The following is a 22,758-nucleotide window of genomic DNA, read 5'->3' on the forward strand; positions in this document are numbered from 1 at the left end:
TAGCAAATACCACATGTTTTAGACAATGTATAAATAATGGTTGCAATCCCTATAATTCTATCTTATAATGGATATAGAAGTTTAAATTTTTTCGTCTATAATTAGGTATGTTGTAGAAAGTACCTTGGAGGTATGTATGTTAACAGGAAATGAAAAACCTACTTCTATACTAGCTAAAGTTGGTAATGCAGCTTCGGGAGTAGGAAATTTTCTGGGTAGAGGTGTAGGAGCTCTATTTGGGGGTATAATATATCCTATACAGCCAAAAAACTGGTTTAAGTCTCGGGGCGAAATGTGGCACGACATAAAAAATGGCGGGCGCTATGTTATTGGCAGCGAGCTTGAAAAATATGATCCACCCATAAAAACCACACAAGCTAGTGAGAATCTTGGTGTAGAAATAACAGAGCAAAAGAAAGGGAAAGGAAAGGTAGCTTTTTTAGCGTCAAGGACTCTGACGGGAGATATACCTTATTTGAACGATGAACAATTAGGTCAAATAAAGAAAAACCTGCCAAATGTAACTATTTTTAGAGAAGAAAACAAAATTGTAATTGAAATTAACGTTGAGGAAATAGCTAACACTATTAAAACTAATCCTGATAATAAAGGCAAGAGCAAGAAAGAAATAGAAGAGCTTGTTCTTAAAGGAATTGCTAATAAAGTTGACGAAGACCTTAAGAAGCTTGCAGGAATTACTGGTGGAGAATTTAAAATTCATACAGACTTAAAATTGCTGAATGGTATTGCAGAGAAATTGTATCGAGAATATGATAACCAGAACAAACCATCAAAAACTCCAGGGCCAGCACAAACTGGAAAGTCACCAGGGCAGTCTTCAGAAACTGTTACAAGTACAGATGAATTAGTAAAATCTTTTAACATTACTAATCCTAACGAGTTTCCTTTTGGTAAAAGTAAAGAAGCTATTTCTCCTATAAAAAATATGCAGTTATCAGAACGAGATATCAAAAAGCAAGCAGAAGGATTGGGCAGTACTTTTTTGAATTTTGAAGATGCCTCTGGTGAAGTAATAAAACCACTATCTATGCCTGATGTAGAAAGAAATAAAGGAAGAGGGAAAGGTCGCTCTTAAAATATGAGCAATGAAGTTTATGATAGCAATAACATCTTTGCTCAAATATTAAGAGGTGAGTTACCTTGTGAGAAGGTACATGAAAATGAAAATGTACTAGCTTTTCGTGATAAGTACCCTGACGCACCAGTTCACATTTTAGTTATACCAAAAAATCAATATATTTCATACGATGATTTTATTCTAAAAGCTTCTGAAGAGGAGATAGTAAGCTTTTTCAAAATTGTCAGAGAAATAGCACATAAATATAATTTAGAAAAAACAGGATATAGATTAGTCACTAACTACGGTGAAAATGGAGAGCAGGTTGTACCACACTTTCACGTGCATATTTTAGGTGGTAAAAAGTTAGGAAAGCATGTAAACTCATAGTGTTATATGTTTTGTTAAATGAGCGAATATCTAACCATAGTAATCTTTATCTGCGTATCAATTGTAGTATCTTTTGCTTTAGGTATATTGCCTATGTTTCTTGCAGTGAGTAAGCCAGATGGTGAAAAACTTTCCACATATGAGTGTGGCTTCAATCCACTATCCAGTGCAAGAAAAAATTTTGACATTAAATTTTACCTAGTTTCAATATTATTTATAATATTTGACTTAGAAATCGCTTTTCTTTTTCCTTGGGCTGTTTCTTTATCTAAGATAAGCTATGGTGGATTTTGGTCTATGATGGTATTTCTTGCAATACTCACTATAGGTTTTATCTATGAATGGTGTAAAGGTGCATTAGAGTGGGAGTAGTTTATGACAAATCAAATTCTATCTAATGATGACTGGGGTCGTTATAAAAAAGAAGGGTTTCTTGTTACTAAATTTGGTGATTTAATAGATTATGTAATGAATTGGGCAAGGTCTGGTTCATTGTGGCCAATGACATTTGGTCTTGCATGTTGCGCAGTTGAAATGATGCATACTGCATCCAGCCGTTATGATCTTGATAGATATGGCATAATGTTTCGTGCAAGCCCACGTCAATCAGATGTGATGATTGTTGCTGGCACACTAACTAATAAAATGGCAGCAGCATTGCGCAAGGTTTATGATCAAATGGCAGACCCGAAGTATGTTATTTCTATGGGAAGTTGTGCAAATGGTGGTGGTTATTACCATTATTCTTATTCAGTAGTCCGAGGCTGTGATAGAATTGTGCCAGTTGACGTGTATGTCCCTGGATGCCCACCAACCGCTGAGGCGTTGCTATATGGAATGCTATGCCTACAAAACAAAATAAAACGAACTCAGAATATAAAGCATGGATAAAACTGCAAGGCATATACAAAAAAAGACCAAGTGTGAGTGCATTCAAAAAGATGATGGCATTATTGTAATATATTCAACTTTAGATGAAATTGAAAAGCACCTATCCTTTCTACGTGATGATGAAAAGTGTAGGTTTGAACTATTAGTTGATATTTTTGGGGTTGACTATCCAGATCGAGAAAAGCGCTTTGAGTTAGTGTACAATTTACTCAGCATTGTGCATAATATTAGAGTACACATAAAACTTCAATTATGTGAGGGCGATATGCCTCCAAGCATAGCAAAGGTATTTAGCACAGCTTCGTGGTTTGAGCGTGAAGTGTTTGATATGTATGGAATAGAATTCTCTGATCACCCTGATTTGCGTAGGATTCTAACAGACTATGGATTCAAAGGTCATCCAATGTTAAAAGATTTCCCTCTCACTGGTTATGAGGAAGTAAGATACGATATAGAGGCAAAAAAGGTTGTATATAATCCTATAGATTTATCGCAAGATTTTCGTATGCTTGATAGCCTATCGCCTTGGGAAGGTAAAACCATAAAAGTAAATACAAAGGAGTAGAAAATGACAGTACAAAGAAAAAAAATATCTTTAATCGGTGCAGGAAATATCGGTGGAACTCTTGCCCATATGATTGCACTAAGGGAACTCGGCAATGTTGTTTTACTTGATATTAGTGATGGAATACCGCAAGGTAAAGCACTCGACATAGCAGAATCATCCCCTATTGATGGATTTAATTCTGGTTTAACTGGAACTAATCAATACAAAGATATAGAAAATTCTGATGCAATCATCATAACAGCAGGCATTGCTAGAAAACCTGGAATGAGCAGGGATGACCTCCTGCAAACCAATGCTAAAGTAATGAAGGAGGTTGGTGAAAATATTAAGAAGTATTCTCCAAATGCGTTTGTAATAGTGGTTACCAACCCTTTGGATGCCATGGTTTCAGTGGTGCATAAATTTTCAAACCTTCCAGCTAATATGGTTGTTGGAATGGCAGGAGTGCTTGATTCTTCCCGTTTCCGTTATTTTCTTGCAAGTGAATTAAATATTTCAGTTGAAGATATATCTGCTTTTGTGCTTGGAGGACATGGTGACACTATGGTACCACTCATTAATTGCACTTCTATCGCTGGCATTCCACTTACCCAAGTTATCGATATGGGTCTCATTACGCAGAAAAAAGTTGATGAAATAGTTGAACGCACTCGCAATGGCGGTAAAGAAATAGTTGATCTGCTTAAGTCTGGATCTGCATACTACGCTCCTGCATCTTCAGCTATATGCATGTTAGAGTCATATTTAAAAGATAAAAGGCGTATATTACCATGTGCTGCTTACCTTAATGGTGAATATGGTGTAAAAGATTTGTTTATTGGTGTTCCTGTAATTATTGGAAAAAATGGAGTTGAAAAGGTCCTAGAAGTTAAGATGGATAATAGTGAACGAGAAATGTTCGATAAATCTGTGAATGCAGTGAAAGAACTATTTAGGCTCATAAGCAAATCAATGGTTTTATAGAATTTCCTTGTAGCTCAAGTTTCGTAAACAGCCTAAAAAAGTTGCTTGTGGTTATTTCTGCTACTTTGTCGGGTGACTCATTCCATAACTCTGCCAAACAATCCACAACATATTTTACCATTGCTGGTTCGTTCTTTTTTCCTCTGCAAGGCTCAGGTGATAGATACGGTGCATCAGTTTCAACCAAAACACGTTCGCGTGGTACACCTTGTGCAATTCCTCTGAGTAAGCTCGCATTTTTAAAAGTAATGATTCCAGAAAATGAAATATATAACCCTAAATCTATAGATTGATAAGCAAGCTCTTTAGAGGAAGCAAAGCAGTGCATTACTCCACTAAAAGCACAGGTTTTCATTTCTGACTTTAACATATCGATCATCTCACTATCAGCACTCCTAGTGTGAATAACTAAAGGTAACCCTGTTATTCTTGCTGCTTCTATGTGTGATGCAAAACTTTTTTTCTGATTGTCTTTGTTGTCAGATTTATAAAAATCTAACCCGGTTTCACCGATACTAATTACCTTTTGATTCTTAGTAAATTCAACTAATTCATCAGCATGTATACACTCACCGTTTTCTATAGCAGCATCAAGTGGATGTATACCAACAGAGAAGTAGACTTGATCGTAGGATGAAGAAATTTTTAATAATTTAGGGATATCATCAATGCTTACGCATATGTTATGCAAAATTTTTACACCATTTTGCTCTGCCCTTGAAATTACTTTTGGTATTTCATCATCGGAAAAATAAATCAAGTGGCAATGAGAATCTACTATCATGAGCTTATTGTAAATTTTACTCAATAATAGAGGTTTTTATTATAGAAGAAAACTCTTCTATCACTGTCTTATAAACTTCTTTTTTAAATGATATAGCATTGGCTACTAAATCATCTATACTTTGCCAACGCCACTCTTTGAACTCTGGATGATCAGTATAATTAATATCAATATCCTTATCCTCTCCATAAAATTTCATTAAGAACCACCTTTGCTTTTGACCAGAATATTTCCCATTCCAGCACTTTGGTATAACTTCTTCAGGCAAGTTGTAGTATATCCAATCCTTGCTTTTAGTTATAACCTTTACTTTATTAGTACCAACTTCCTCTAGCAACTCACGTAACGCTGCTTGTTCCAGTTCCTCACCATCATCAACACCTCCTTGTGGCATCTGCCAGTAAGAGTCGCTATCAAAGCGTTTTCCAATAAAGGCATGTCCTTGTCTGTTAAATAGCATTATGCCAACACAAGGACGATACTTATCTTTCTGCTCAACCACGAGTACGCTCTGTTTTTAAATGATTTGTTACAGAAGTTTTAATTAATTTTCCATTTTTTTCTTCCTTCATCTCTTCAACAATTTTCTTTGCAACTTCCTTTGCACTTAAGTTTGAGTTATCAATTTCAAGTGTACCTTCCGGTATAAATAGCCTTTTCCCTTCAATTCTTTTCATAACAAAATCCGAATCAATAATTTTATTTTTCCGGCATCTCTCATTTGAGTGAATACGCCTTGCTAGTTCTTCGTCATTACAATGTAACACTACAGGAAGAATTTCCATATCCATTTTTTTACTTAAATTTACCACAGAGTTGTATATTCTCTGATCATAGGGGTCACCCTCTATCAATTCATTTGTAAATATATAATGTTTTGATTTTATGTAGTGTTTTTCTAGTATTGCTAATACATTTTCCCTAACTGCAAAAATTTTTTCCCATAGTTCATCTGGAACTTCAGCATCCTGCAATTTAACAATATCAAATATAATATTATTGAATAGATTATTGCTTACTATTACTGCATCAATGATTTTACACAGTTCCTTTGCAGTAGTAAACTTACCACTGCCTGGAAAGCCGATTAAGTAGATGAGAGTCTTGTCCATAATGAATACTAGTAGAAAGCTATTTTCAATTATATATAAAAGTATATCATTGTACATGCTAAAAACATGATGATAAAATAGATGCAGGTAATACCTTTTTAACGAACATTCGCGTTGAAAATAGTTCATATTTAGAGATTTTGAGTGTATAATTATAAGTAAATTAAATAATTTAAGATGATGACTAATGTATCCAGTGATACAGAATCAATAAAAAGCATGATTGTAAGTATAATAGATCAAAATAAAGGTCACGATATAGTTACTCTCGATGTGCAGAATAGGACCATTATTGCAAAATATATGATTATTGCATCTGGTGATTCAAGTCGCCATGTGAAAGCGTTAGCTGAACACGTAATAAAAAGTCTCGAGCGACATGATAAAATAGATGTAGAAGGTATGGATGAAGGCAATTGGGTGATTTTGAATTTTCAAGGCATAATGGTTCACATATTCAGGTCAGAAGTAAGGGAGTATTATAAAATAGAAGAGTTATGGAACTGATTGCCTGGATAGCTGGTGCACAACTGCACAAACGTTGTAATTTTGAAGGCAACTTCTGCACAGGTAGTGTCATGAAAGTAGCTGACACTGGAATGGCTTTGTTGCATCGCTAGCTATGATGGATTAAAGATAAAAAAGATGGAGAATATCAGTAGCTTATTATTCTGGTATTTATAACAAGAACGGTCAGTGAATACCTAAATTTGAGTAAAAGAAATTTCACTACCACTCACTAATCCGGCTAAAATTCAAGAATTTCAATGCTTTAGCTATTTTCAATAGAATTAAGTTTATTAATATAAATAATAAATTACTATTCTTAAATTTGATCAGATTGATTGCAAAAAAACAAGATTTTCAATAGGTTGCTTATAATCCTAGCTATAGTTAGCCTTTCATAAGTAGCGATGCAACAAAGCCCACTGGAATCCAGTTTTTCATGCAATTTCATCGAAAACGTTGTATAGTGTGCTTGTTTATAATTAAGTTTTCTGGATCCCAGTGTTGGCTACTTGGATGACATCTTTCCCTATTAGGGTTACCTTCGGCATTAATGACAGGATAGACTGGGGTTTATAAAATGAAACACAAGTCCGAGTTTTTAAATTTTATCCAAGAAAGAGGGTACCTATACCAATGTACAAATATTGAAGAGTTAGATCAGCTATTATCCGAAAATAATCATATAGTCGCATACATTGGGTTTGATTGCACAGCACCAAGTCTTCATGCTGGTCACCTAATTCAGATTATGATGCTCCGTCACCTGCAGAAATTTGGTTATAAGCCGATAGTCTTACTTGGAGGTGGCACAACAAAAATTGGTGACCCATCCTTCAAAGATAAAGCAAGAAGCATCTTGCCCGTAGAGAACATCAATCAAAATACATCCAGCATAAGGAGAATATTAGAGAAAATGGTGTCTTTTAATGACAGCAAGACTGGTGCAATGATAGTAAATAACGCAGATTGGTTGGATAACATAAAATACATAGATTTTTTGCGTGATATAGGAGCTTATTTTTCTGTAAATCGTATGCTAAGTTTTGATAGTGTGAAAACTAGGCTGGATAGAGAGCAAACCTTAAGCTTTCTGGAATTTAATTACATGCTATTGCAGGCTTATGATTTTGTTGAGTTGAATAAAAAGCATGGCTGTCGTCTGCAGATTGGAGGGTCAGACCAGTGGGGAAATATAGTAAACGGAATTGAGCTTGGAAAAAAGTTGAATTTACCTGAGCTGTTTGGCCTTACTGCCCCTCTTTTATTGAATGCTCAAGGGGTAAAAATGGGCAAAACTGAAAGTGGAGCAGTGTGGCTTGATGATAATATGCTAAAGCCTTACGACTACTGGCAATATTTTCGCAACGTTGATGATCAAGATGTTGGACGTTTTTTGAGATTGCTCACTGATGTGTCAATTGATGAGATCAAAAAGTTAGAATCCTTAAAAGATCAGGAAATAAATGAAGCAAAAAAAGTTTTAGCAACAGAGGTGACAAAAATATGTCATGGTGACAAAGAAGCGGAACTTGCACTATCTGCTGCAGTCTCTGCTTTTGAGAATGAAGATAGCTCACTACTTCCTGATTACATCATAAAAAAAGCACAAGTTGCAAGCGGCATATCCTTAGTAAACCTACTGCGTGACACCGGTTTTGAACCTTCAAAAGGCGCAGCAAAGCGTTTAATACAGGGCAACGGGTGCAAAGTTAATGATAATATTATAAATGACGTTAACTATATAATAAATTTCGAGAGCTTTAAAGGTCAGCCATTTATAAAATTATCTGCAGGAAAGAAGCGCCATATTAAAGTTGTGGTAGATTAGGTCTCGAAGTAAGAAAATAAATTTTATACAAGTGAGAAATTAGATAATGATGATATGAATGACTTAAATCAAATATATTTATCTAATCATAAGCCTATATCGAATCTCTTTTTAAATTTGGATATTATTACGTTACGTGAAGCATTAGAATATGTACATGAGCTGCCTTATGGACGCAATTTTGACCGCACAGATTGTATATCAGTATTCAATGAAAGACGAGGAACGTGTAGTACAAAACATGCTCTGATTTATAAGTTAGGTTGCGAATGTGAAATCGACATAACGCTACACATAGCTGTCTTTATGATGAATAAAGTGAACACTCCGAAAGCTTCTGCAATTCTAAATGAGTATAACTTACTACACATTCCAGAAATGCATTGCTATCTTCGTTACGAAAGCCGAATTATTGACATAACTTTTCCAGGAAATAACATGTTATTAAAACTGACAGAGGAAGAAAAAATTGAGCCAGAACACCTTGGAAGCTATAAAATAGAAAAGCATAAACAATTTATTGAGAGCTGGCTGATCAGTAACCCAACCATACCGTATAACATGGAGCAAATTTTCAAAATTCGAGAATTATGTATAAAGCGATTGGAAAGATAGTAGAAAGCGAAATTCTATTATATATAGCTAAAGTGGCTTAGGTTTACCTACAATTTGAAAAACAACAAATTCGTCATTCCGCTACTCGTTAGCGGAATCTATGCTGAGATACCGCGAATGAATCCATAGCTGTACGAACATTCATTTTTGAAGGTAAATTGCACAGCAAATGGTGTCATTCCAGTGCTTGACACTGGAATGGCTTTGTTGCATCGCTAGCTATGATGGATTAAAGATAAAAAAGATGGAGAATATCAGTAGCTTATTATTCTGGTATTTATAACAAGAACGGTCAGTGAATACCTAAATTTGAGTAAAAGAAATTTCACTACCACTCACTAATCCGGCTAAAATTCAAGAATTTCAATGCTTTAGCTATTTTCAATAGAATTAAGTTTATTAATATAAATAATAAATTACTATTCTTAAATTTGATCAGATTGATTGCAAAAAAACAAGATTTTCAATAGGTTGCTTATAATCCTAGCTATAGTTAGCCTTTCATAAGTAGCGATGCAACAAAGCCATCCCAGTGTCTGGGCACTGGGATGACACCCCACTGGTGGCCCAAACTACAACGTTCGTACAGTTGTGGAATGAATCGCGGTATGACGTAGGGAAACCTTTCTTGAGTTAGCTATAGCACTATAAAGTTGTCCGCAGGGCCATATAAAAGTTGTGGTGGGTTAATAAATTTTTATGGAAGAAAGGATATATTAGAAAATTGAGGGCTTTATATATGAAATAAGGAGGCAAAAATGAGACTGTATTATAAAGATATCACAGGTCTTATTAAAGAACCCTACCTCTCTAGCGGAAGAGATTATTTTAACAAAGGAAAGGTACAGATTATATCTGTTAATGAATCTCAAGCTAAATCAAAGGTAGTTGGATCAAGTGTATATCGGGTAAAACTAGAATACGATAGTCCATTCCTTAGTGGAAAGTGTTCCTGTCCTGCATTTGTGTATTATGGTCCGTGCAAGCATATGGCTGCAACGGGTTTTGCTTTGATTGATCTTGACAGAAAGGAGTATCGATCATCTATGTGCCCGGGATATGTTGATGAACAAACTCTCCTTGAAAGGTTTTTACTTAAAAAAACAAACAAAGAGCTCATTTCAATAATTGTTCGTCTAGGTGACCAACATCCAGAAATTTTTGAAGAACTAGAGGATGAAGAATATGAGCAATTCACTCAAAGTAAGTTTTCAAAATCCGAGAATTATGTATAAAGTGATTGGAAAGATGGTGAGATCAGGTAACCTATAGCTGATCCAAGGAAGACATCATACCGCCGCGGCGCTAACAAGTAGCGGGATGACGAGGTTATCGTCATGCCACCGCGAACCGTCATACCGCCGCGGTATCTCTTAGCCGCTAACACGTAGCGGGATGACGGTTGTCGTTTAGCCATAAATGTTTAAGAAATTTACCAAACGAAAAAAAAGGCAAAAGAAGCCTTAGTCATTGTCTATTTTCAGTATTGGCGTTTTTTAAGTCTTAAACACTGCAATTTAGCTGCTTTTAAATGCAACTCACCTTTGTTTAAATGTTTAAGAAATTTACTAAGCAGAAAAAAAGGCAAAAGAAACCCCGTGTTAGCTAGTTGTCACTTTCTAATCCTGCAAATTGGCGTTCTCTGCTGTCTTAAACGCTTTGTAAGCGCGTTTCGGCTTATATAGCTAGAAATGTTGTGAAGACATAAGGTGCACATAGTGCGAAAAATTAAAAATAAGACGCCAAGTACGTTGTTTTTTTGCTGTTTAATCTGCACAGATGAAGATAACTGAATACCTTCAGTACCATGATAAGGGGGCTGGCGGAGTTTGTCAAGTAAGTTTTTTCGTTTCTGAGGGCTACTGAATAACGGCTACAATGTTTGTACAGCTATGTACATAGTGCTGGAACCAAAAAAAGAACCAAGTAGCTTGGCTACTTGGATGACAAAAGGTAATACAAGAAATCTATCGGCTCTCGTATACCTTAGTGAAACTTAACAAGTTTATCTATAGTTTTAGTGATGATTCTTGGAGTATCCGGAGAAACTGCTGAGCTCAGCCTATTTAACCGTTCTATAGCAAACTCGCTGTTCTCATTTGCTATGAAATCACATAAAATATTTTCTATATCCTTAGTAACACTTTCATGCTTCCTCAGAGGATGATTATGTGGATACCTATTGATGGTTCTGATGCTAGAATACTCAACAAAAGCTTGATCCTTAAAAGCAAGTTGTCTCAATTTCTCTTTGAATTTTCCTTCTTCCTCTTTTGCTAAAAGGCGGGACTTTATCAGTGATTTTATAATCAAATTTATAGCTTGATGTATTTCAGAATGCACTATAACTTTAATAGTATTTTCCTCTACTATACAATCATAAATACTTTTTTCGCTCTTTAATGACTCTATAAGCGTTCTGCTATTTTGTGAATTCAATTCCAAATTCTCTTCACCCATAGGAGTTATTATAAAGGTATTCTTATTTACTCTGATGTTAAATTGTGGAGAGCCTTCAGAAAAGGAAAATGCTACATTCTTAGATTCAAGTGCGTGATTGTATGCAGCAAAAAGGGTGTGTGCTATAACACTGCTGGGCACCTTCATTCCATGTTTACTCAGGTGGTTCAATACATTTTCAACCTCATGATATGTAAAGTCTGTATCTTTTAGCAATTCAACAACTTCTCCGCCGTTGTGCTGTTTATACTCTATTCTCACTTCTTCTGTAAAAAGTGTTTTAGCTGCTATATGTTTATCAAGCACTGTGAAAATCTTGATGAAATTCTCTAAATCTTGTTTGTTAACTAATTCGATACTAATTAAGTTTCTGCTAATAATTGAAATATTTTTTGTCATTTTTTCCCACTAAAAAAACTCACTAAATGAATTGTATTTTTAATTCATTAAGAATTGTTTAAAGTGAGCATACTAGTTTTCATTTACGTATTACACGACAAAACAAGATAAAAAGTTACATAAAATCATCATGTGGTATAACACACTCTCCACATTCATCATTGCTGTTTGTGTAGGTTGTGACATCAGTGTGATTGTCATTATTATTTAGCATATCATCCAACTTTCCTTCTTTTTCAAGATCCATCAATTTGTCACACCCCCCAATGTGCTTATCGTTAATAAAGATCTGTGGAACTGTTCTAACGTTATACTTTGATTTTATGTCGTTAAATAGATCTGAGTTTTTGAGCACATCGATTTCTTCATATTTCACACCTTTTTTATCCAGTAACTCTTTTGCTTTTTTGCAGAATGGGCAGTGATGCTTTACATATATTATAACTTTTCCTTTAGTATTTTTCACAATTTATCTCCGTAGCTTGCTAAAATATAGTTATTATATATAAGAAACATGTAAAAACATCAAATTGTATGAAAATTATTTATAATTGTGAGCAAGGGATAGAAAATAATATAGCACTAACCTTCGGAAATTTCGATGGCATTCATTTAGGACATGAATTTGCAATTTCCACTCTAAAGAAGGTAGCACAAGAAAGAGGATTACCCTCTGCAGTTTTAACTTTTGAGCCTCACCCATCAACTGTTTTATTTGGTAGAAACAATTTTAGGTTAATAGACCAAGAACAAAAAAAGGAACTAATCAGCAGCTATGGTATAGATTACTTGTATATTATTAATTTTAGTAGAGGTTTTTCTGAGGTTAGCTGCGATGACTTTATCAGTGAGATTTTAATAGATAAATATGGCGCTAAACACATAATTGTCGGAGAAAATTGCACTTTTGGTCATAAACGATTGGGTGATATATTAACTCTAGAGAAATATTCTGAAACATATGGATACTCTTTGACTAAATTAGAGCCATTAATAATTGACGGCAAAATTTGCTCTTCTTCTTCAATCAGAGAGTATGTACAGAAAGGTGAAATAGACATTGCTAATAAATTACTTGGTAGACCTTATCAAGTTTCTGGTGTTGTGACAAAGGGTGCGTGTAGAGGTAGAGAAATAGGATTCCCAACCATAAATATTCCTATAGAAGATTGCATGATAAAACCAAAATTTGGTACATATTACGCTAAAGTGATGTTTTCTTATAATAACCCAAACTGGTTATATGGAGTAGTCAATATTGGTATGAGACCTACATTTAAGGATCTGAAAAAGCCTATAATAGAAATGCACATATTCGATTTTGATGAAGACGTATATAATCATAAAGTTAATATACAACTTTTAAAATTCATAAGGTCAGAAAAAAAATTCCATAGTATTGAGGAGTTAACAAAACAGATAAATTATGATATACTTAAAGTTTATAGGTTAAAGGCAAATTTATGAAAAAGTTATGCTTAATTGTTATATTAATTATAGTATTGATTGACCAAACGAGCAAATTGTACATAAACTCATTGATTGATGAGGGAGAATCAATTGAGATCGCTAGCTTTATAAAGCTAGTTGAAGTTTGGAATTCAGGCATTAGTTTTGGAATGTGTAGCGCTTTACCGCATGGCGGTTTCTTTTTTTCAGCATTTTCAATACTAATAATTGGTATACTTGCATACTTAATATACAAGTCTGATGATCGGTCAACTTACCTTGGGTTTTCTCTGATGATTGGTGGAGCAATCGGAAACGTAGTTGATAGGATTTATTGGGGAGCTGTATATGATTTCATATATTTTCATATTGATGATTGGTATTGGCCAGCTTTTAATTTAGCGGATTTATCTATAGTTTGTGGAATGTTTACATTGTTATATAAGTGGTATATATACGATATGTTTATTTCCAAACAAAATGAGGAATAAAATAATTGTTTTTATATTAGGTCGAAATAATGCTTCATAAGTTTTTTAGTTTTCTTATACTACCTGCACTCTTTTTTACTTACCCAATTTCTTTGAAGGCTTTAAGCATAGAGCACGACATAAAACATGCTAAACTCAGTAACGGACTAGATGTCTATGTTGTTCCTAATCATCGGATTCCAGCCGTTTTACATGCAGTAATATACAAAGTTGGGGGAATGGATGATCCAATTGGCAAAGCAGGATTGGCTCACTACTTTGAACATTTAATGTTTGAAACTACAGGGAAGTTCACAGATATAGAAGCCACTATGAGTAGCATTGGGGCCCAGTTTAATGCGTTTACTACTAAGGAATATACCTGTTACTACGAATTAGTCCTTAAAAATGACTTACCACTGGCAATGGAAGTTGAAGCAGACAGAATGGGCAATTTTAATGTTACCCAAGATAAAATAGAAAGAGAAAAAAACATTGTACTGGAAGAGAGGAAGATGAGATTTGATAATCATCCTAACAGCTTGTTGTGGGAAGAAATGGATAGTGCATTTTACCGTACTGGCTATGGCAGGTCTGTTATTGGCTGGGAGAGCGATATCACAACTTACAATCAGGATGACATAACGAGGTTTCATGATAACTATTATCACCCCGGCAATGCAATATTACTGATTGTGGGTGATGTGGAATTTGATGAAGTAGTGAAGATAGCAGAAGAAAAATATGGCGAAATTAAAGCTAAGCCTGTAATGAGACATTACCCAAATCAGGATCCAGTGCATAATGCAGGTTTATCGGTGATTTTAGAGAGCACTGAAGTAAAAGAACCAGTTTTATATTTTCGTTATCGTGTTTCTTTATTTAAGCACACAAGTGAAGCCTCTGCTGCTCATTTAGCGGTTGACATTTTAGGTGGCAGCAAATCCAGCAAACTGTATAAAGATTTGGTTTTAGATAAAGATGTGGCAGTATCAGTATCTGCTTATTACAATAGTTTAACTTTTAGTGATGGCTACATTGATATTCAGGTCATTCCAAAAAGCGGGGTTAGTTTAGGCGCTGTTGAAAGAGAATTAGAAAATGCTATTAATAACTTCATGTCTAAAGGAATAACGGATGAGGAGTTGCAAAGCTCAAAATATAGATATAAAGCAGCACAGTTTGATAACTTATCTAGCTTAGAGAATATAGCATTCTTTTACGGCTCACAGTTAGCGCTTGGTATTCCACTTGATGAAATAGATATTTCATATAGCAAGATTAATGATGTCAATCTAGAGGATGTAAATAATAAAATCCGTGCTATTTTTTCTGCTAATAAGTTAATTGGTCGTTTGTTGCCAAAAGGAGATGATAATGAGAATAAGTAAATTTGTACTCCTATTTTTTTTCTGTCTAGGCTTTAATTTACAAGCAAGTGGTAACCTAAATATAGAGGAGGTCACTACCCGTAAAGGATTTAAGTTTCTATTTGTTGAAAACCACGATTTACCAAAAATTTCACTTAATATATCATTCAAAGATGCAGGTTATGCATATGAAAATGTAGAAAAACAAGGACTTACCTGGTTTACTTCTCTTATAATTCAAGAAGGGGCAGGAAAAAATGATGCCAAAGATTTTGCAAAAAGGCTAGAAGATAAAGGGATTAGTTTAAATTTTATTGCTGGTTTAGAAGCATTTAGAGTTTCATTAGATGCTTTATCAGAAAATCTTGAAGAAGGTATTTCATTATTGAGCGACGCTATAATGCGTCCTAAAGTTGACCCTGAAGGGTTGAATAGAGTTTTCGAGAAAGCCAAAGTTGATTTTAATAATCTTGAAAAAAATCCTTTTTTTGTTGCTGGAAAAGAATTGAATACGTTATTGTTTAAAAAACATCCTTACTCAAAAAGTGAATATGGAACTCTTGACACTGTAATGAGCATTACTAGAGATGATGTTTTAACATACATAAAGCGTAATTTTGCTAAAGATAACATAGTTATCAGTGTTGCTGGTTGTGCAAAAAAAGAAGAAATTATTACATTATTAGATAAATATTTATCTAAATTGCCGTCAAAAAGATCAAAAGTTAGAAAAATACCTGTGAAAAATGATTTTGGTCCTGCAGAGAATAAAAACATTTTTATGGATATACCACAAAGTGTGATACTTTTTGCTCAAAAAGGCATAGCTTATGAAGATCCAGACTACTATAATGCTCAAGTCTTGATTAATGCGCTTGGCAGCATGGGGCTGAATTCAATATTAATGAAAGAACTGAGGCAAAACTTAGGCATTACTTATGGTGTTTATGCAAATATTATTTCCAATAAACATGGGAACATTATGATTGGAAGTATTAGTACTGATAGTTCTACTGCTGGCAAAGCTATATCAGCAGTAAAAGATACATTTAGCAGGATAAAAAAGGAAGGAATTGATGAGCAGTTGTTTCGGGATACAAAAATTAGTATGGTAAATTCCTATGTTTTCTCTATGTTTAATAATAACAACATAGTTGCAAAACTAAATAATATTCAGACAAACAACCGCGATATTAACCATATAAATGATTTTGTGAGCTATATTAATGACGTTAAATTAGAGAAAGTAAACGAACTGGCAAGCTCTTTACTGGAACCCGAAAATTTATTTTTTGTTGAAGTTGGGAGAAACACTTAAGGTCAATAATTAATATTTTCTGCTATTGATCTTACTGCTTCTACATAACACTTATGCTCCTCAGCTAGAATGCGTTCTGAGAGGCTTTGAATATCATCAGCTGGTAACACTGGCACAGCAACTTGAGCAATTATGGCTCCAGCATCAATTTCAGGAGTGACGTAATGTACAGTACAGCCTGCGATTTTTACTCCTGCTTTTAGAGCTTGCTCTTGAGCATTTAGGCCCTTAAAGGACGGAAGTAGAGAGGGATGAATATTTATCACCTTGTTATTCCATTTACTGAGAAAATTAGCTTGCAGGATTCTCATAAACCCTGCAAGGCAAATTAAATCAACCTTATGTTGAACAAATATTTCGTGAATTTTATCAGCATCAAGTGGTTTATCTCTAACAATAAACGCTGGCACTCCTGCTTGTTCTGCTATTTTTAGGCCAGCAGCTTCGCTATTATTTGTGATAGCGCACACAACTTCTGCAGGAAAATTACGATTTTGACATGCCTCTATCAAGGCCTGCATATTTGATCCCCTGCCTGAAATTAGTATCCCAAGTTTCACCTTTTTCATTTTGTGCAATTGATTTGGTGTAATAATTAATGTTAACAAAATAACTCAAAAAGTAAATCTATAGCTAAAGTGACTTAGGTTTACCAACGATTTGAAAAACAACAAATTCGTCATTCCGCTACTCGTTAGCGGAATCTATGTTGAGATACCGCGGCGGTATGACGTGGGGAAACCTTTCTTGGGTTAGCTATATTTCAGAGTGCTCCTGTTATGAGCTGATGTCCAACTGTCATTTTACAGCTTAGCTTGCTTAGGTAATGCAGAAATAAGAGGTGCCCAATATAAACCAGCCTAAATCAACTTTAATGTCTGGATATCGTACTATTTTACATAACATGCCATTATGAATATATATTTTTATGATTGCGTTATCATTTATTTAACAAAGTATTAGTATAATCTATCTACTGGATTAAATGGAGAAAGTTGAATGAGTAAATTACCGAACAATGCAAAAATAGGTAAATCCCAGGTTACTCAGTGGGAGGTAATAAAAAATTGTGAATATGCTGATAATTGCTTATCAAAAATAGTAACTTTATACGTTATTAGAATAACTCAGCTATCAGATTTTTATACAAATGACGAACCTGAAATTAACACTGTTTTAGCAAGAATAAGCGTGACAAGTGAAAATGTATTTTTAAACAAGGCTACTACTATTGAAGTTATGGAAGGTATTTTTCCGTATAAATTCAACAGCAAGAAGAGAAATAACATACTAAGGTTAGAAGATTTACATAATTATTTATGTTCTATTGTTAACAATAGCCTTCCAAAAGAGATGCTTGAAAGTCTTGTAAGGGAATATAAGGATGCTGTTAACTTATTTAAAGCAATTACTTAACTGAACGTAGTATTTTTAAGATTTTATTTTCTATTTCAGAAATGCCGCTTTCAAGATCTTTATCTATCAGATACATGGTAGAGAAATATGTTTTCTGCTTACTTTCAACATTGATAGTTAAAGTTCCAGGAGTGATTGTAACCGAATTGGCAAATAACGCAATGCTTTCATCATTATGCCCTTTGCATTTTCTTAGGATAATGATTGGCTCAAGCTTAGATTTGAGTCGTAGCACCTTTTTTGTTACATAAACACTTGATAAAATGATTTGGTACATTAACCATGGTATATAACTTACTAACTTATAAAACGACAGTCTACTCGTACCATTTAAAATCTGGCTAAGAGCTCTTTCAGCGTTTATCAACCTTCTAAAGATAAATAATGTGAATATAGAGGAAAACACTCCACAAAAAATAAAAAATGGCTCAAAATAACCAGACAATACAGTCCATAGAGAAAATAAAATTACAAATGATAGAGAAAAAAACTTGATTTTTTGCCTAAGGTTCATGGTTTGCAGTATAACTTAAATGATTTTTTAAGGAAAGATACATTATGAATTAAGTCAAAAACTCTGTAATATATTGAAGCTTAAAGATATCTTTAGATATGGAAGTTATTGCAGAAAATAGGAAAGCAAGGTTTGAATATTTCATCTTAGAAGAATTTGAAGCGGGTATGGTCTTATTAAGCAGTGAAGTTAAATCGCTAAGAGAAAGAAAAGTAAATATTTCCGACGCCTACGTTATCGAAAAGAATAGCGAAATATGGCTGCACAATATGCATATTGCAGAATATAAAGCTGCAAACCGAAAAAATCATAAACCAAAAAGGGAACGTAAACTGCTTTTACATAAAAAAGAGATAAACAAACTAATTGGTCAAATCAAAACCGCTGGGATAACTGTTGTGCCGCTTTCGATCTATTTTAATGATAAAGGATTTGCAAAAACTAAAATTGCCATTGTAAAAGGAAAAAAACTCTACGATAAGAGAGCAACCATAAAACAGAGAGAGTGGGATCGTGAAAAAAGTAGATTGCCTAAGAATAATTTATAGCAAAATATGTCTTTAAATCCAGTAATTTTCAGCATCGGTCCTGTTTCTATATATTGGTATTCCTTAGCTTACGTTTTGGGTATAGTGTCTGCATATTGGTATTTACACAAGCTAGACGACCAAAAAATATTTACTAAGAATTTTTACGATTCGTTATTAACAGCCACTATTGTAGGCATTATCCTTGGAGGTAGACTTGGCTACGTATTGATATATGATCCAGTTCTTTATATAAGCAACCCTATCGAGATATTGAAGACCTGGGAAGGAGGAATGTCATTTCATGGTGGTGCTATAGGAGTTTTGCTTGCAGTAATAATTTCGTGTAAAAGACATAACATTCCTATATTTTATGCACTGGACCTAGTTTCTTGCGGAGTTCCCATAGGTTTATTTTTAGGTCGCATAGGCAATTTTATAAACGGAGAGTTATTTGGCAGAGTTACAACTATGCCATGGGGTATGGTATTTCCAGAAAGTGGTGATAATTTGCTGCGTCATCCAAGCCAGCTTTATGAGGCACTTTTTGAAGGACTGCTACTTTTTGCAGTTGCAAATTCACTGTTTTTCTTGACTAGAATAAGACTGTATCACGGTGCGTTAACTGGTATTGCAGTTATGTGGTATGGAATAGCACGTTTTTTCGTTGAGTTTTTTCGCGAACCAGACTATCAAATTGGCTATTTGTGGCTTGATTTAACTATGGGGCAGTTGCTTTCTATACCTATGGTTTTGCTAGGAATGCTTGTATATCTAGGCGCATTAAATTTAAAATTTAATACGAAATCTGTTACATAGAGGAAAGGTGAGTTTAATAGAAAAATGTAGCCAGAAACCCTACATCATGCACAATTGTACGAATTTTCTGCGTTGCAGTAGAATGAATGTGAGATCCGGTGGGCTTTGTTGCATCGCTACTTATGAAAGGCTAACTATAGCTAGGATTATAAGCAACCTATTGAAAATCTTGTTTTTTTGCAATCAATCTGATCAAATTTAAGAATAGTAATTTATTATTTATATTAATAAACTTAATTCTATTGAAAATAGCTAAAGCATTGAAATTCTTGAATTTTAGCCGGATTAGTGAGTGGTAGTGAAATTTCTTTTACTCAAATTTAGGTATTCACTGACCGCTCTTGTTATAAATACCAGAATAATAAGCTACTGATATTCTCCATCTTTTTTATCTTTAATCCATCATAGCTAGCGATGCAACAAAGCCGATCCGGTGTCATTCCAGCGTGTGACGCTAGGCCATAAAACTTGCTTGACAAACTCCGCCAGCCCCCTTATCATGGGACTGAAGGTATTCAGTTATCTTCATCTGTGCAGATTAAACAGCAAAAAAACAACGTAGTTGGCGTCTTATTTTTAATTTTTTGCACTATGTGCACCTTATGTCTTCACAACATTTCTAGGTTTTTACCTATATAAGCTGAAACGCGCTTATAAGTCGTTTAAGACAGTATAGTACGCCGATTTGCAGGATTAGAGAGTGAACACTAATTACCACGGGGTTTCTTTTGCCTTTTTTTCTGCTTAGTAAATTTCTTAAACATTTAAACTAAGGTGAGTTGCATTTAAAAGCAGCTAAATTGCAGTGTTTAAGACTTAAAAAACGCCAATACTGAAAATAGACAATGACTAGGGCTTCTTTTGCCTTTTTTTTCGTTTGGTAAATTTCTTAAATATCTTCTTAAATTTTATAGCTAATCAGTACTGGGATGACAAGAAAGGAGCACTGCTATTATAGAGTGAAATGAGATCCCAGTGTCAGCTACTCGGATGACATTATAGGAGCACTGGGATGACATTATAGGAGCACTGGGATGACATTATAGGAGCACTGGAATGACACCCTGACAATCGTCATCCCGCTACGTGTTAGCGGGATCTATGCTAAGAGATACCGCGAATGAATCGCGGTATGACGGTCTGCGGCGATATTACCCCGCCAACAATGTTGCAAATTTTTCTTTTCTTCTCGATTATTTCCAGGAGAGTTTGGTAGCTCTTTTACACGAAATACCACATTTACGTCCTCAAGGTTAATTTCAATTCTCTTGACTAACGTTCTAATAATATCACGTTTAGTTAGCCAGTCTGCGTTATCAAGGTTTGATGTAATATTGGAAGAAAAGTCTTCTAAATTGGTTACAACCAAAGTTAATTCCTGTTTTAATTTCTTTTGATCGAATATCCTTTTCTTCTCCTCTTCAATTGTTTTTAAACTTTGTTTCATTGCTTTAATTCGTGGTTCAAATTCTTCTTGATTAATATATTCTTGAGCATAACTATCAATAAGTCTAGCAATACCACGTTTTAATTTATTTTCTTGTTTCTCTAGTAAATCGCTTTTTTGATCCCATGATGATTTTTTAAGCTCTGAAAGTCTACGCCTGTATTCTTCTAAAACCCTATTTGGATTTTTCAATAAATGCTTAACCTCTTCCCAAACGGCTGTTTCTAATGCATCTGTACGAATGTGTTTATTATCACAAATTTTATTACCACCAAAACGGTAAGAATCTCTACCAATACAACGATAATAAGCATAATGATCAATTTTTTCTCCTCGCTTATTTCTTACAGGACTTCCGTAATATGCATAACGACAACGCTTACATACGATTAAACCTTGTAGTAAATATTTTGCTCCTCTTTCTCTTGTCCTTGCTATTTTTCTATTCTCAGCTAATTGTTCTTGAACTATATCAAATACATCTTCGTCCACTATATTTGGCACTTTAACATAAATCCAATTTGCTTTTTCAACAGAATAGGTAGAGTAATTATCTTTCGGTTGTTCACAAGAATGTTTCTGTGGTCTGATATGTTGTAACTTTATACCTACTTTTGTTTTACCAAAAGCCGCTTGTCCTTTGTAAGCAGGATTTTTTAACATACCCCAAATCACACTTCTATCCCAGTACTTTTTTCCTGTTCGTGTTATAATAGACATAGTGTTTAGCCGACGACACACTTCCCCAATACTTGTCCTTTCTCTTCCTATCCACAAAAATACTTTCCTAACAACATTAGCTTCTTCTTCGTTTATTTCAAATAAAGCTTGTCCTCCTCCCATATATTTATCTATATAACGATAACCATAAGGAGCTCCTCCCATTACGCTTACACAACCTTTATTAGCTGCATAAATCTTTCCGCGACGACTTCGTTCCATAATTTTCGCTCGTTCATATTCTGCTATCATACCTTGCATTTGTAACAGCAATTGAGATTCTGGATTATCGTTAATCTCATAATTTAAGAAAACCGTTTCTGCTCCTGCTTTCTCAAATTCTTCAAGTAATACCATTTGATATGCATATTTTCTAGATAAGCGATCAGGTGAATGAATGTAAATTCTATCAATTTTACCTTCTGTTACTTTATCACGTAACTTTTCTAGATCAGGACGGACTAGATTAGATCCACTGTAGCCATTATCAATAAATTTATACTCACTTAATAATTTGTATCCATCCGTACTAATTTGCTTCTCTAAAGCTGCAACTTGACTTGCTATTGTATTTTCTTGTGCTTGTTTCCCCGAAGAAACTCTTGCATATAAACTCACTGTTACCATTTGATCCTCCTTGAATCCCATTTTTATGTTTTAAATTTTTTTGGCTTACTTGCTTTGACACGGCTTTTTCATAAGCATCTAACAAATACTTTTCTGCCAACCGGTTAGTTTCATAGCTACAGCTAATCCGTATAGCTAATCTCTTATTTCCCATGAACTTTCCTTGAAATAATATGTTCATATCATTCATTGAAACTGATGGTTAATTGATTGTTGGCACTATAAATAAATGGCACTCTTGTTTTTGGACATAGAAGTTTTCGAGAAATGCTTTTCTCTAATTTTACGTTTTTTGCAACATTGTTGGCGGGGTAATGACGGTTCGCGGTGGCATGACGATAACTTCGTCATCCCGCTACTTGTTAGCGGGATCTCTTGTTAGCGGATGAGATACCGCGGCGGTATGACGGTCTGCGGCGGTATGACAATTAAGCAATTCGTCATCCCGCTACTTATTAGCGGGATCTATGCCAAGAGATACCG

The 22,758-nt window shown here is 34.5% G+C and carries 32 protein-coding genes; 20 read left to right on the top strand and 12 right to left on the bottom strand.

Going from position 1 to position 22,758, the window contains the following annotated elements:
* Positions 1–136 precede the first annotated feature (136 nt).
* From OOK92_RS04600 to mdh, 6 genes are read left to right on the top strand one after another with little or no spacing between them, the layout of a single operon-like run.
* A complete protein-coding gene (locus OOK92_RS04600) occupies positions 137–1,096 on the top strand; it encodes a hypothetical protein (protein WP_264735370.1) in 960 nt (319 codons plus the stop codon).
* Positions 1,097–1,099: 3 nt separating this feature from the next.
* The gene (locus tag OOK92_RS04605; RefSeq protein WP_164224547.1) at positions 1,100–1,468 is read left to right on the top strand and encodes an HIT domain-containing protein; all 369 of its coding nucleotides are present in this window, start codon (positions 1,100–1,102) and stop codon (positions 1,466–1,468) included.
* Positions 1,469–1,486: 18 nt separating this feature from the next.
* Positions 1,487–1,840 (top strand): NADH-quinone oxidoreductase subunit A, encoded by a 354-nt coding sequence (locus tag OOK92_RS04610; RefSeq protein ID WP_006279576.1) that lies wholly within the window; start codon positions 1,487–1,489, stop codon positions 1,838–1,840.
* 3 nt (positions 1,841–1,843) lie between these two features.
* Positions 1,844–2,359 (top strand): NuoB/complex I 20 kDa subunit family protein, encoded by a 516-nt coding sequence (locus tag OOK92_RS04615; RefSeq protein WP_164224545.1) that lies wholly within the window; start codon positions 1,844–1,846, stop codon positions 2,357–2,359.
* Complete coding sequence (locus tag OOK92_RS04620) at positions 2,352–2,924, top strand: NADH-quinone oxidoreductase subunit C (RefSeq protein ID WP_253307178.1); 573 nt, start codon at positions 2,352–2,354, stop codon at positions 2,922–2,924. Before OOK92_RS04615 ends, OOK92_RS04620 begins: the two co-directional genes overlap by 8 nt.
* Positions 2,925–2,927: 3 nt before the next feature.
* Positions 2,928–3,890: a malate dehydrogenase gene (gene mdh, locus OOK92_RS04625; RefSeq protein WP_253307177.1), complete on the top strand. Its 963-nt coding sequence runs from the start codon at positions 2,928–2,930 to the stop codon at positions 3,888–3,890.
* Here mdh and OOK92_RS04630 read toward each other — a convergent pair.
* Genes OOK92_RS04630 through OOK92_RS04640 form a run of 3 tightly spaced genes read right to left on the bottom strand, consistent with a single transcriptional unit; the run spans position 3,865 to position 5,843 of the window.
* Positions 3,865–4,674 (bottom strand): TatD family hydrolase, encoded by an 810-nt coding sequence (locus tag OOK92_RS04630; protein WP_264735371.1) that lies wholly within the window; start codon positions 4,672–4,674, stop codon positions 3,865–3,867. The two genes, mdh and OOK92_RS04630, sit on opposite strands and share 26 nt — an antisense overlap.
* 16 nt (positions 4,675–4,690) lie before the next feature.
* On the bottom strand, positions 4,691–5,134 hold the full coding sequence (locus OOK92_RS04635) for an RNA pyrophosphohydrolase (RefSeq protein WP_406719231.1): 444 nt from the start codon (positions 5,132–5,134) through the stop codon (positions 4,691–4,693).
* A 34-nt stretch (positions 5,135–5,168) separates the two neighbouring features.
* Positions 5,169–5,843 (bottom strand): AAA family ATPase, encoded by a 675-nt coding sequence (locus tag OOK92_RS04640; protein WP_264735372.1) that lies wholly within the window; start codon positions 5,841–5,843, stop codon positions 5,169–5,171.
* Positions 5,844–5,966: 123 nt separating this feature from the next.
* Here OOK92_RS04640 and rsfS point away from each other — a divergent pair, with 123 nt between their 5' ends.
* Positions 5,967–6,293, top strand: coding sequence for a ribosome silencing factor (gene rsfS, locus OOK92_RS04645; protein ID WP_253309997.1), 327 nt, complete (start codon positions 5,967–5,969; stop codon positions 6,291–6,293).
* A complete protein-coding gene (locus OOK92_RS04650; protein WP_264735373.1) occupies positions 6,284–6,406 on the top strand; it encodes a hypothetical protein in 123 nt (40 codons plus the stop codon). The genes rsfS and OOK92_RS04650 overlap by 10 nt, the downstream gene beginning before the upstream one ends.
* Before the next feature lie 206 nt (positions 6,407–6,612).
* Here the strand turns inward: OOK92_RS04650 and OOK92_RS04655 are convergent, their stop codons facing one another.
* Entirely contained in the window at positions 6,613–6,744 is a 132-nt protein-coding gene (locus tag OOK92_RS04655) for a hypothetical protein (protein WP_264735374.1), read from the bottom strand.
* Positions 6,745–6,873: 129 nt separating this feature from the next.
* Between OOK92_RS04655 and tyrS the strand changes: the two genes are divergently transcribed.
* A complete protein-coding gene (gene tyrS / locus OOK92_RS04660; RefSeq protein ID WP_253307173.1) occupies positions 6,874–8,124 on the top strand; it encodes a tyrosine--tRNA ligase in 1,251 nt (416 codons plus the stop codon).
* A 54-nt stretch (positions 8,125–8,178) separates the two neighbouring features.
* The gene (locus OOK92_RS04665; RefSeq protein ID WP_253307172.1) at positions 8,179–8,739 is read left to right on the top strand and encodes a hypothetical protein; all 561 of its coding nucleotides are present in this window, start codon (positions 8,179–8,181) and stop codon (positions 8,737–8,739) included.
* Positions 8,740–9,164: 425 nt separating this feature from the next.
* Here OOK92_RS04665 and OOK92_RS04670 read toward each other — a convergent pair whose 3' ends face one another.
* The gene (locus OOK92_RS04670) at positions 9,165–9,299 is read right to left on the bottom strand and encodes a hypothetical protein (RefSeq protein ID WP_264735375.1); all 135 of its coding nucleotides are present in this window, start codon (positions 9,297–9,299) and stop codon (positions 9,165–9,167) included.
* Between the two features lie 198 nt (positions 9,300–9,497).
* On the opposite strand from OOK92_RS04670, the gene OOK92_RS04675 reads away from it, so the two are divergent.
* Entirely contained in the window at positions 9,498–9,974 is a 477-nt protein-coding gene (locus OOK92_RS04675; RefSeq protein WP_264735376.1) for an SWIM zinc finger family protein, read from the top strand.
* On the opposite strand, the gene OOK92_RS04680 is transcribed toward OOK92_RS04675, so the two are convergent.
* From OOK92_RS04680 to grxC, 3 genes are all read right to left on the bottom strand, one after another.
* A complete protein-coding gene (locus OOK92_RS04680; RefSeq protein WP_264735377.1) occupies positions 9,965–10,156 on the bottom strand; it encodes a hypothetical protein in 192 nt (63 codons plus the stop codon). The two genes, OOK92_RS04675 and OOK92_RS04680, sit on opposite strands and share 10 nt — an antisense overlap.
* Before the next feature lie 569 nt (positions 10,157–10,725).
* The gene (locus tag OOK92_RS04685; RefSeq protein ID WP_264735378.1) at positions 10,726–11,598 is read right to left on the bottom strand and encodes a hypothetical protein; all 873 of its coding nucleotides are present in this window, start codon (positions 11,596–11,598) and stop codon (positions 10,726–10,728) included.
* A gap of 115 nt (positions 11,599–11,713) precedes the next feature.
* Entirely contained in the window at positions 11,714–12,064 is a 351-nt protein-coding gene (grxC, locus tag OOK92_RS04690; protein ID WP_164224674.1) for a glutaredoxin 3, read from the bottom strand.
* 68 nt (positions 12,065–12,132) lie between these two features.
* On the opposite strand from grxC, the gene ribF reads away from it, so the two are divergent.
* The 4 genes from ribF to OOK92_RS04710 are packed head-to-tail and all read left to right on the top strand — an operon-like array spanning position 12,133 to position 16,205.
* On the top strand, positions 12,133–13,065 hold the full coding sequence (gene ribF, locus OOK92_RS04695; protein ID WP_264735379.1) for a riboflavin biosynthesis protein RibF: 933 nt from the start codon (positions 12,133–12,135) through the stop codon (positions 13,063–13,065).
* Positions 13,062–13,538 carry a signal peptidase II gene (gene lspA / locus OOK92_RS04700; RefSeq protein WP_264731750.1) on the top strand — a complete coding sequence of 159 codons (477 nt, stop codon included), beginning with the start codon at positions 13,062–13,064 and terminating at the stop codon, positions 13,536–13,538. The genes ribF and lspA overlap by 4 nt, the downstream gene beginning before the upstream one ends.
* A 29-nt stretch (positions 13,539–13,567) precedes the next feature.
* Positions 13,568–14,908 carry a M16 family metallopeptidase gene (locus OOK92_RS04705; protein ID WP_264735380.1) on the top strand — a complete coding sequence of 447 codons (1,341 nt, stop codon included), beginning with the start codon at positions 13,568–13,570 and terminating at the stop codon, positions 14,906–14,908.
* The gene (locus tag OOK92_RS04710; RefSeq protein ID WP_264735381.1) at positions 14,895–16,205 is read left to right on the top strand and encodes a M16 family metallopeptidase; all 1,311 of its coding nucleotides are present in this window, start codon (positions 14,895–14,897) and stop codon (positions 16,203–16,205) included. The genes OOK92_RS04705 and OOK92_RS04710 overlap by 14 nt, the downstream gene beginning before the upstream one ends.
* Positions 16,206–16,207: 2 nt before the next feature.
* Here OOK92_RS04710 and purN read toward each other — a convergent pair whose 3' ends face one another.
* Entirely contained in the window at positions 16,208–16,774 is a 567-nt protein-coding gene (purN, locus tag OOK92_RS04715; RefSeq protein WP_187297655.1) for a phosphoribosylglycinamide formyltransferase, read from the bottom strand.
* A gap of 430 nt (positions 16,775–17,204) precedes the next feature.
* On the opposite strand from purN, the gene OOK92_RS04720 reads away from it, so the two are divergent.
* Positions 17,205–17,621, top strand: coding sequence for a hypothetical protein (locus tag OOK92_RS04720; protein ID WP_253309572.1), 417 nt, complete (start codon positions 17,205–17,207; stop codon positions 17,619–17,621).
* Here OOK92_RS04720 and OOK92_RS04725 read toward each other — a convergent pair.
* Entirely contained in the window at positions 17,614–18,135 is a 522-nt protein-coding gene (locus tag OOK92_RS04725; RefSeq protein WP_253302098.1) for a Na+/H+ antiporter subunit E, read from the bottom strand. The genes OOK92_RS04720 and OOK92_RS04725 overlap by 8 nt on opposite strands.
* A 98-nt stretch (positions 18,136–18,233) precedes the next feature.
* Here OOK92_RS04725 and smpB point away from each other — a divergent pair, with 98 nt between their 5' ends.
* From smpB to OOK92_RS04740, 3 genes are read left to right on the top strand one after another with little or no spacing between them, the layout of a single operon-like run.
* Positions 18,234–18,683, top strand: a complete 450-nt coding sequence (gene smpB, locus OOK92_RS04730; RefSeq protein ID WP_264735382.1) for an SsrA-binding protein SmpB — start codon at positions 18,234–18,236, stop codon at positions 18,681–18,683.
* A gap of 6 nt (positions 18,684–18,689) precedes the next feature.
* Positions 18,690–19,481 carry a prolipoprotein diacylglyceryl transferase gene (lgt, locus tag OOK92_RS04735; RefSeq protein WP_264735383.1) on the top strand — a complete coding sequence of 264 codons (792 nt, stop codon included), beginning with the start codon at positions 18,690–18,692 and terminating at the stop codon, positions 19,479–19,481.
* A 46-nt stretch (positions 19,482–19,527) separates the two neighbouring features.
* Positions 19,528–19,683 (top strand): hypothetical protein, encoded by a 156-nt coding sequence (locus OOK92_RS04740; RefSeq protein ID WP_264735384.1) that lies wholly within the window; start codon positions 19,528–19,530, stop codon positions 19,681–19,683.
* Between the two features lie 142 nt (positions 19,684–19,825).
* Here the strand turns inward: OOK92_RS04740 and OOK92_RS04745 are convergent, their stop codons facing one another.
* Positions 19,826–19,960 carry a hypothetical protein gene (locus OOK92_RS04745; protein ID WP_264735385.1) on the bottom strand — a complete coding sequence of 45 codons (135 nt, stop codon included), beginning with the start codon at positions 19,958–19,960 and terminating at the stop codon, positions 19,826–19,828.
* A 620-nt stretch (positions 19,961–20,580) separates the two neighbouring features.
* The gene (locus tag OOK92_RS04750) at positions 20,581–22,296 is read right to left on the bottom strand and encodes a recombinase family protein (RefSeq protein WP_264735386.1); all 1,716 of its coding nucleotides are present in this window, start codon (positions 22,294–22,296) and stop codon (positions 20,581–20,583) included.
* Between the two features lie 208 nt (positions 22,297–22,504).
* On the opposite strand from OOK92_RS04750, the gene OOK92_RS04755 reads away from it, so the two are divergent.
* Complete coding sequence (locus tag OOK92_RS04755; protein ID WP_264735387.1) at positions 22,505–22,657, top strand: hypothetical protein; 153 nt, start codon at positions 22,505–22,507, stop codon at positions 22,655–22,657.
* The last annotated feature ends 101 nt before the right edge of the window (positions 22,658–22,758 follow it).

Origin of the sequence: Wolbachia endosymbiont (group A) of Rhinocyllus conicus (assembly GCF_947250775.1) — a bacterium.
GTDB lineage: Bacteria > Pseudomonadota > Alphaproteobacteria > Rickettsiales > Anaplasmataceae > Wolbachia.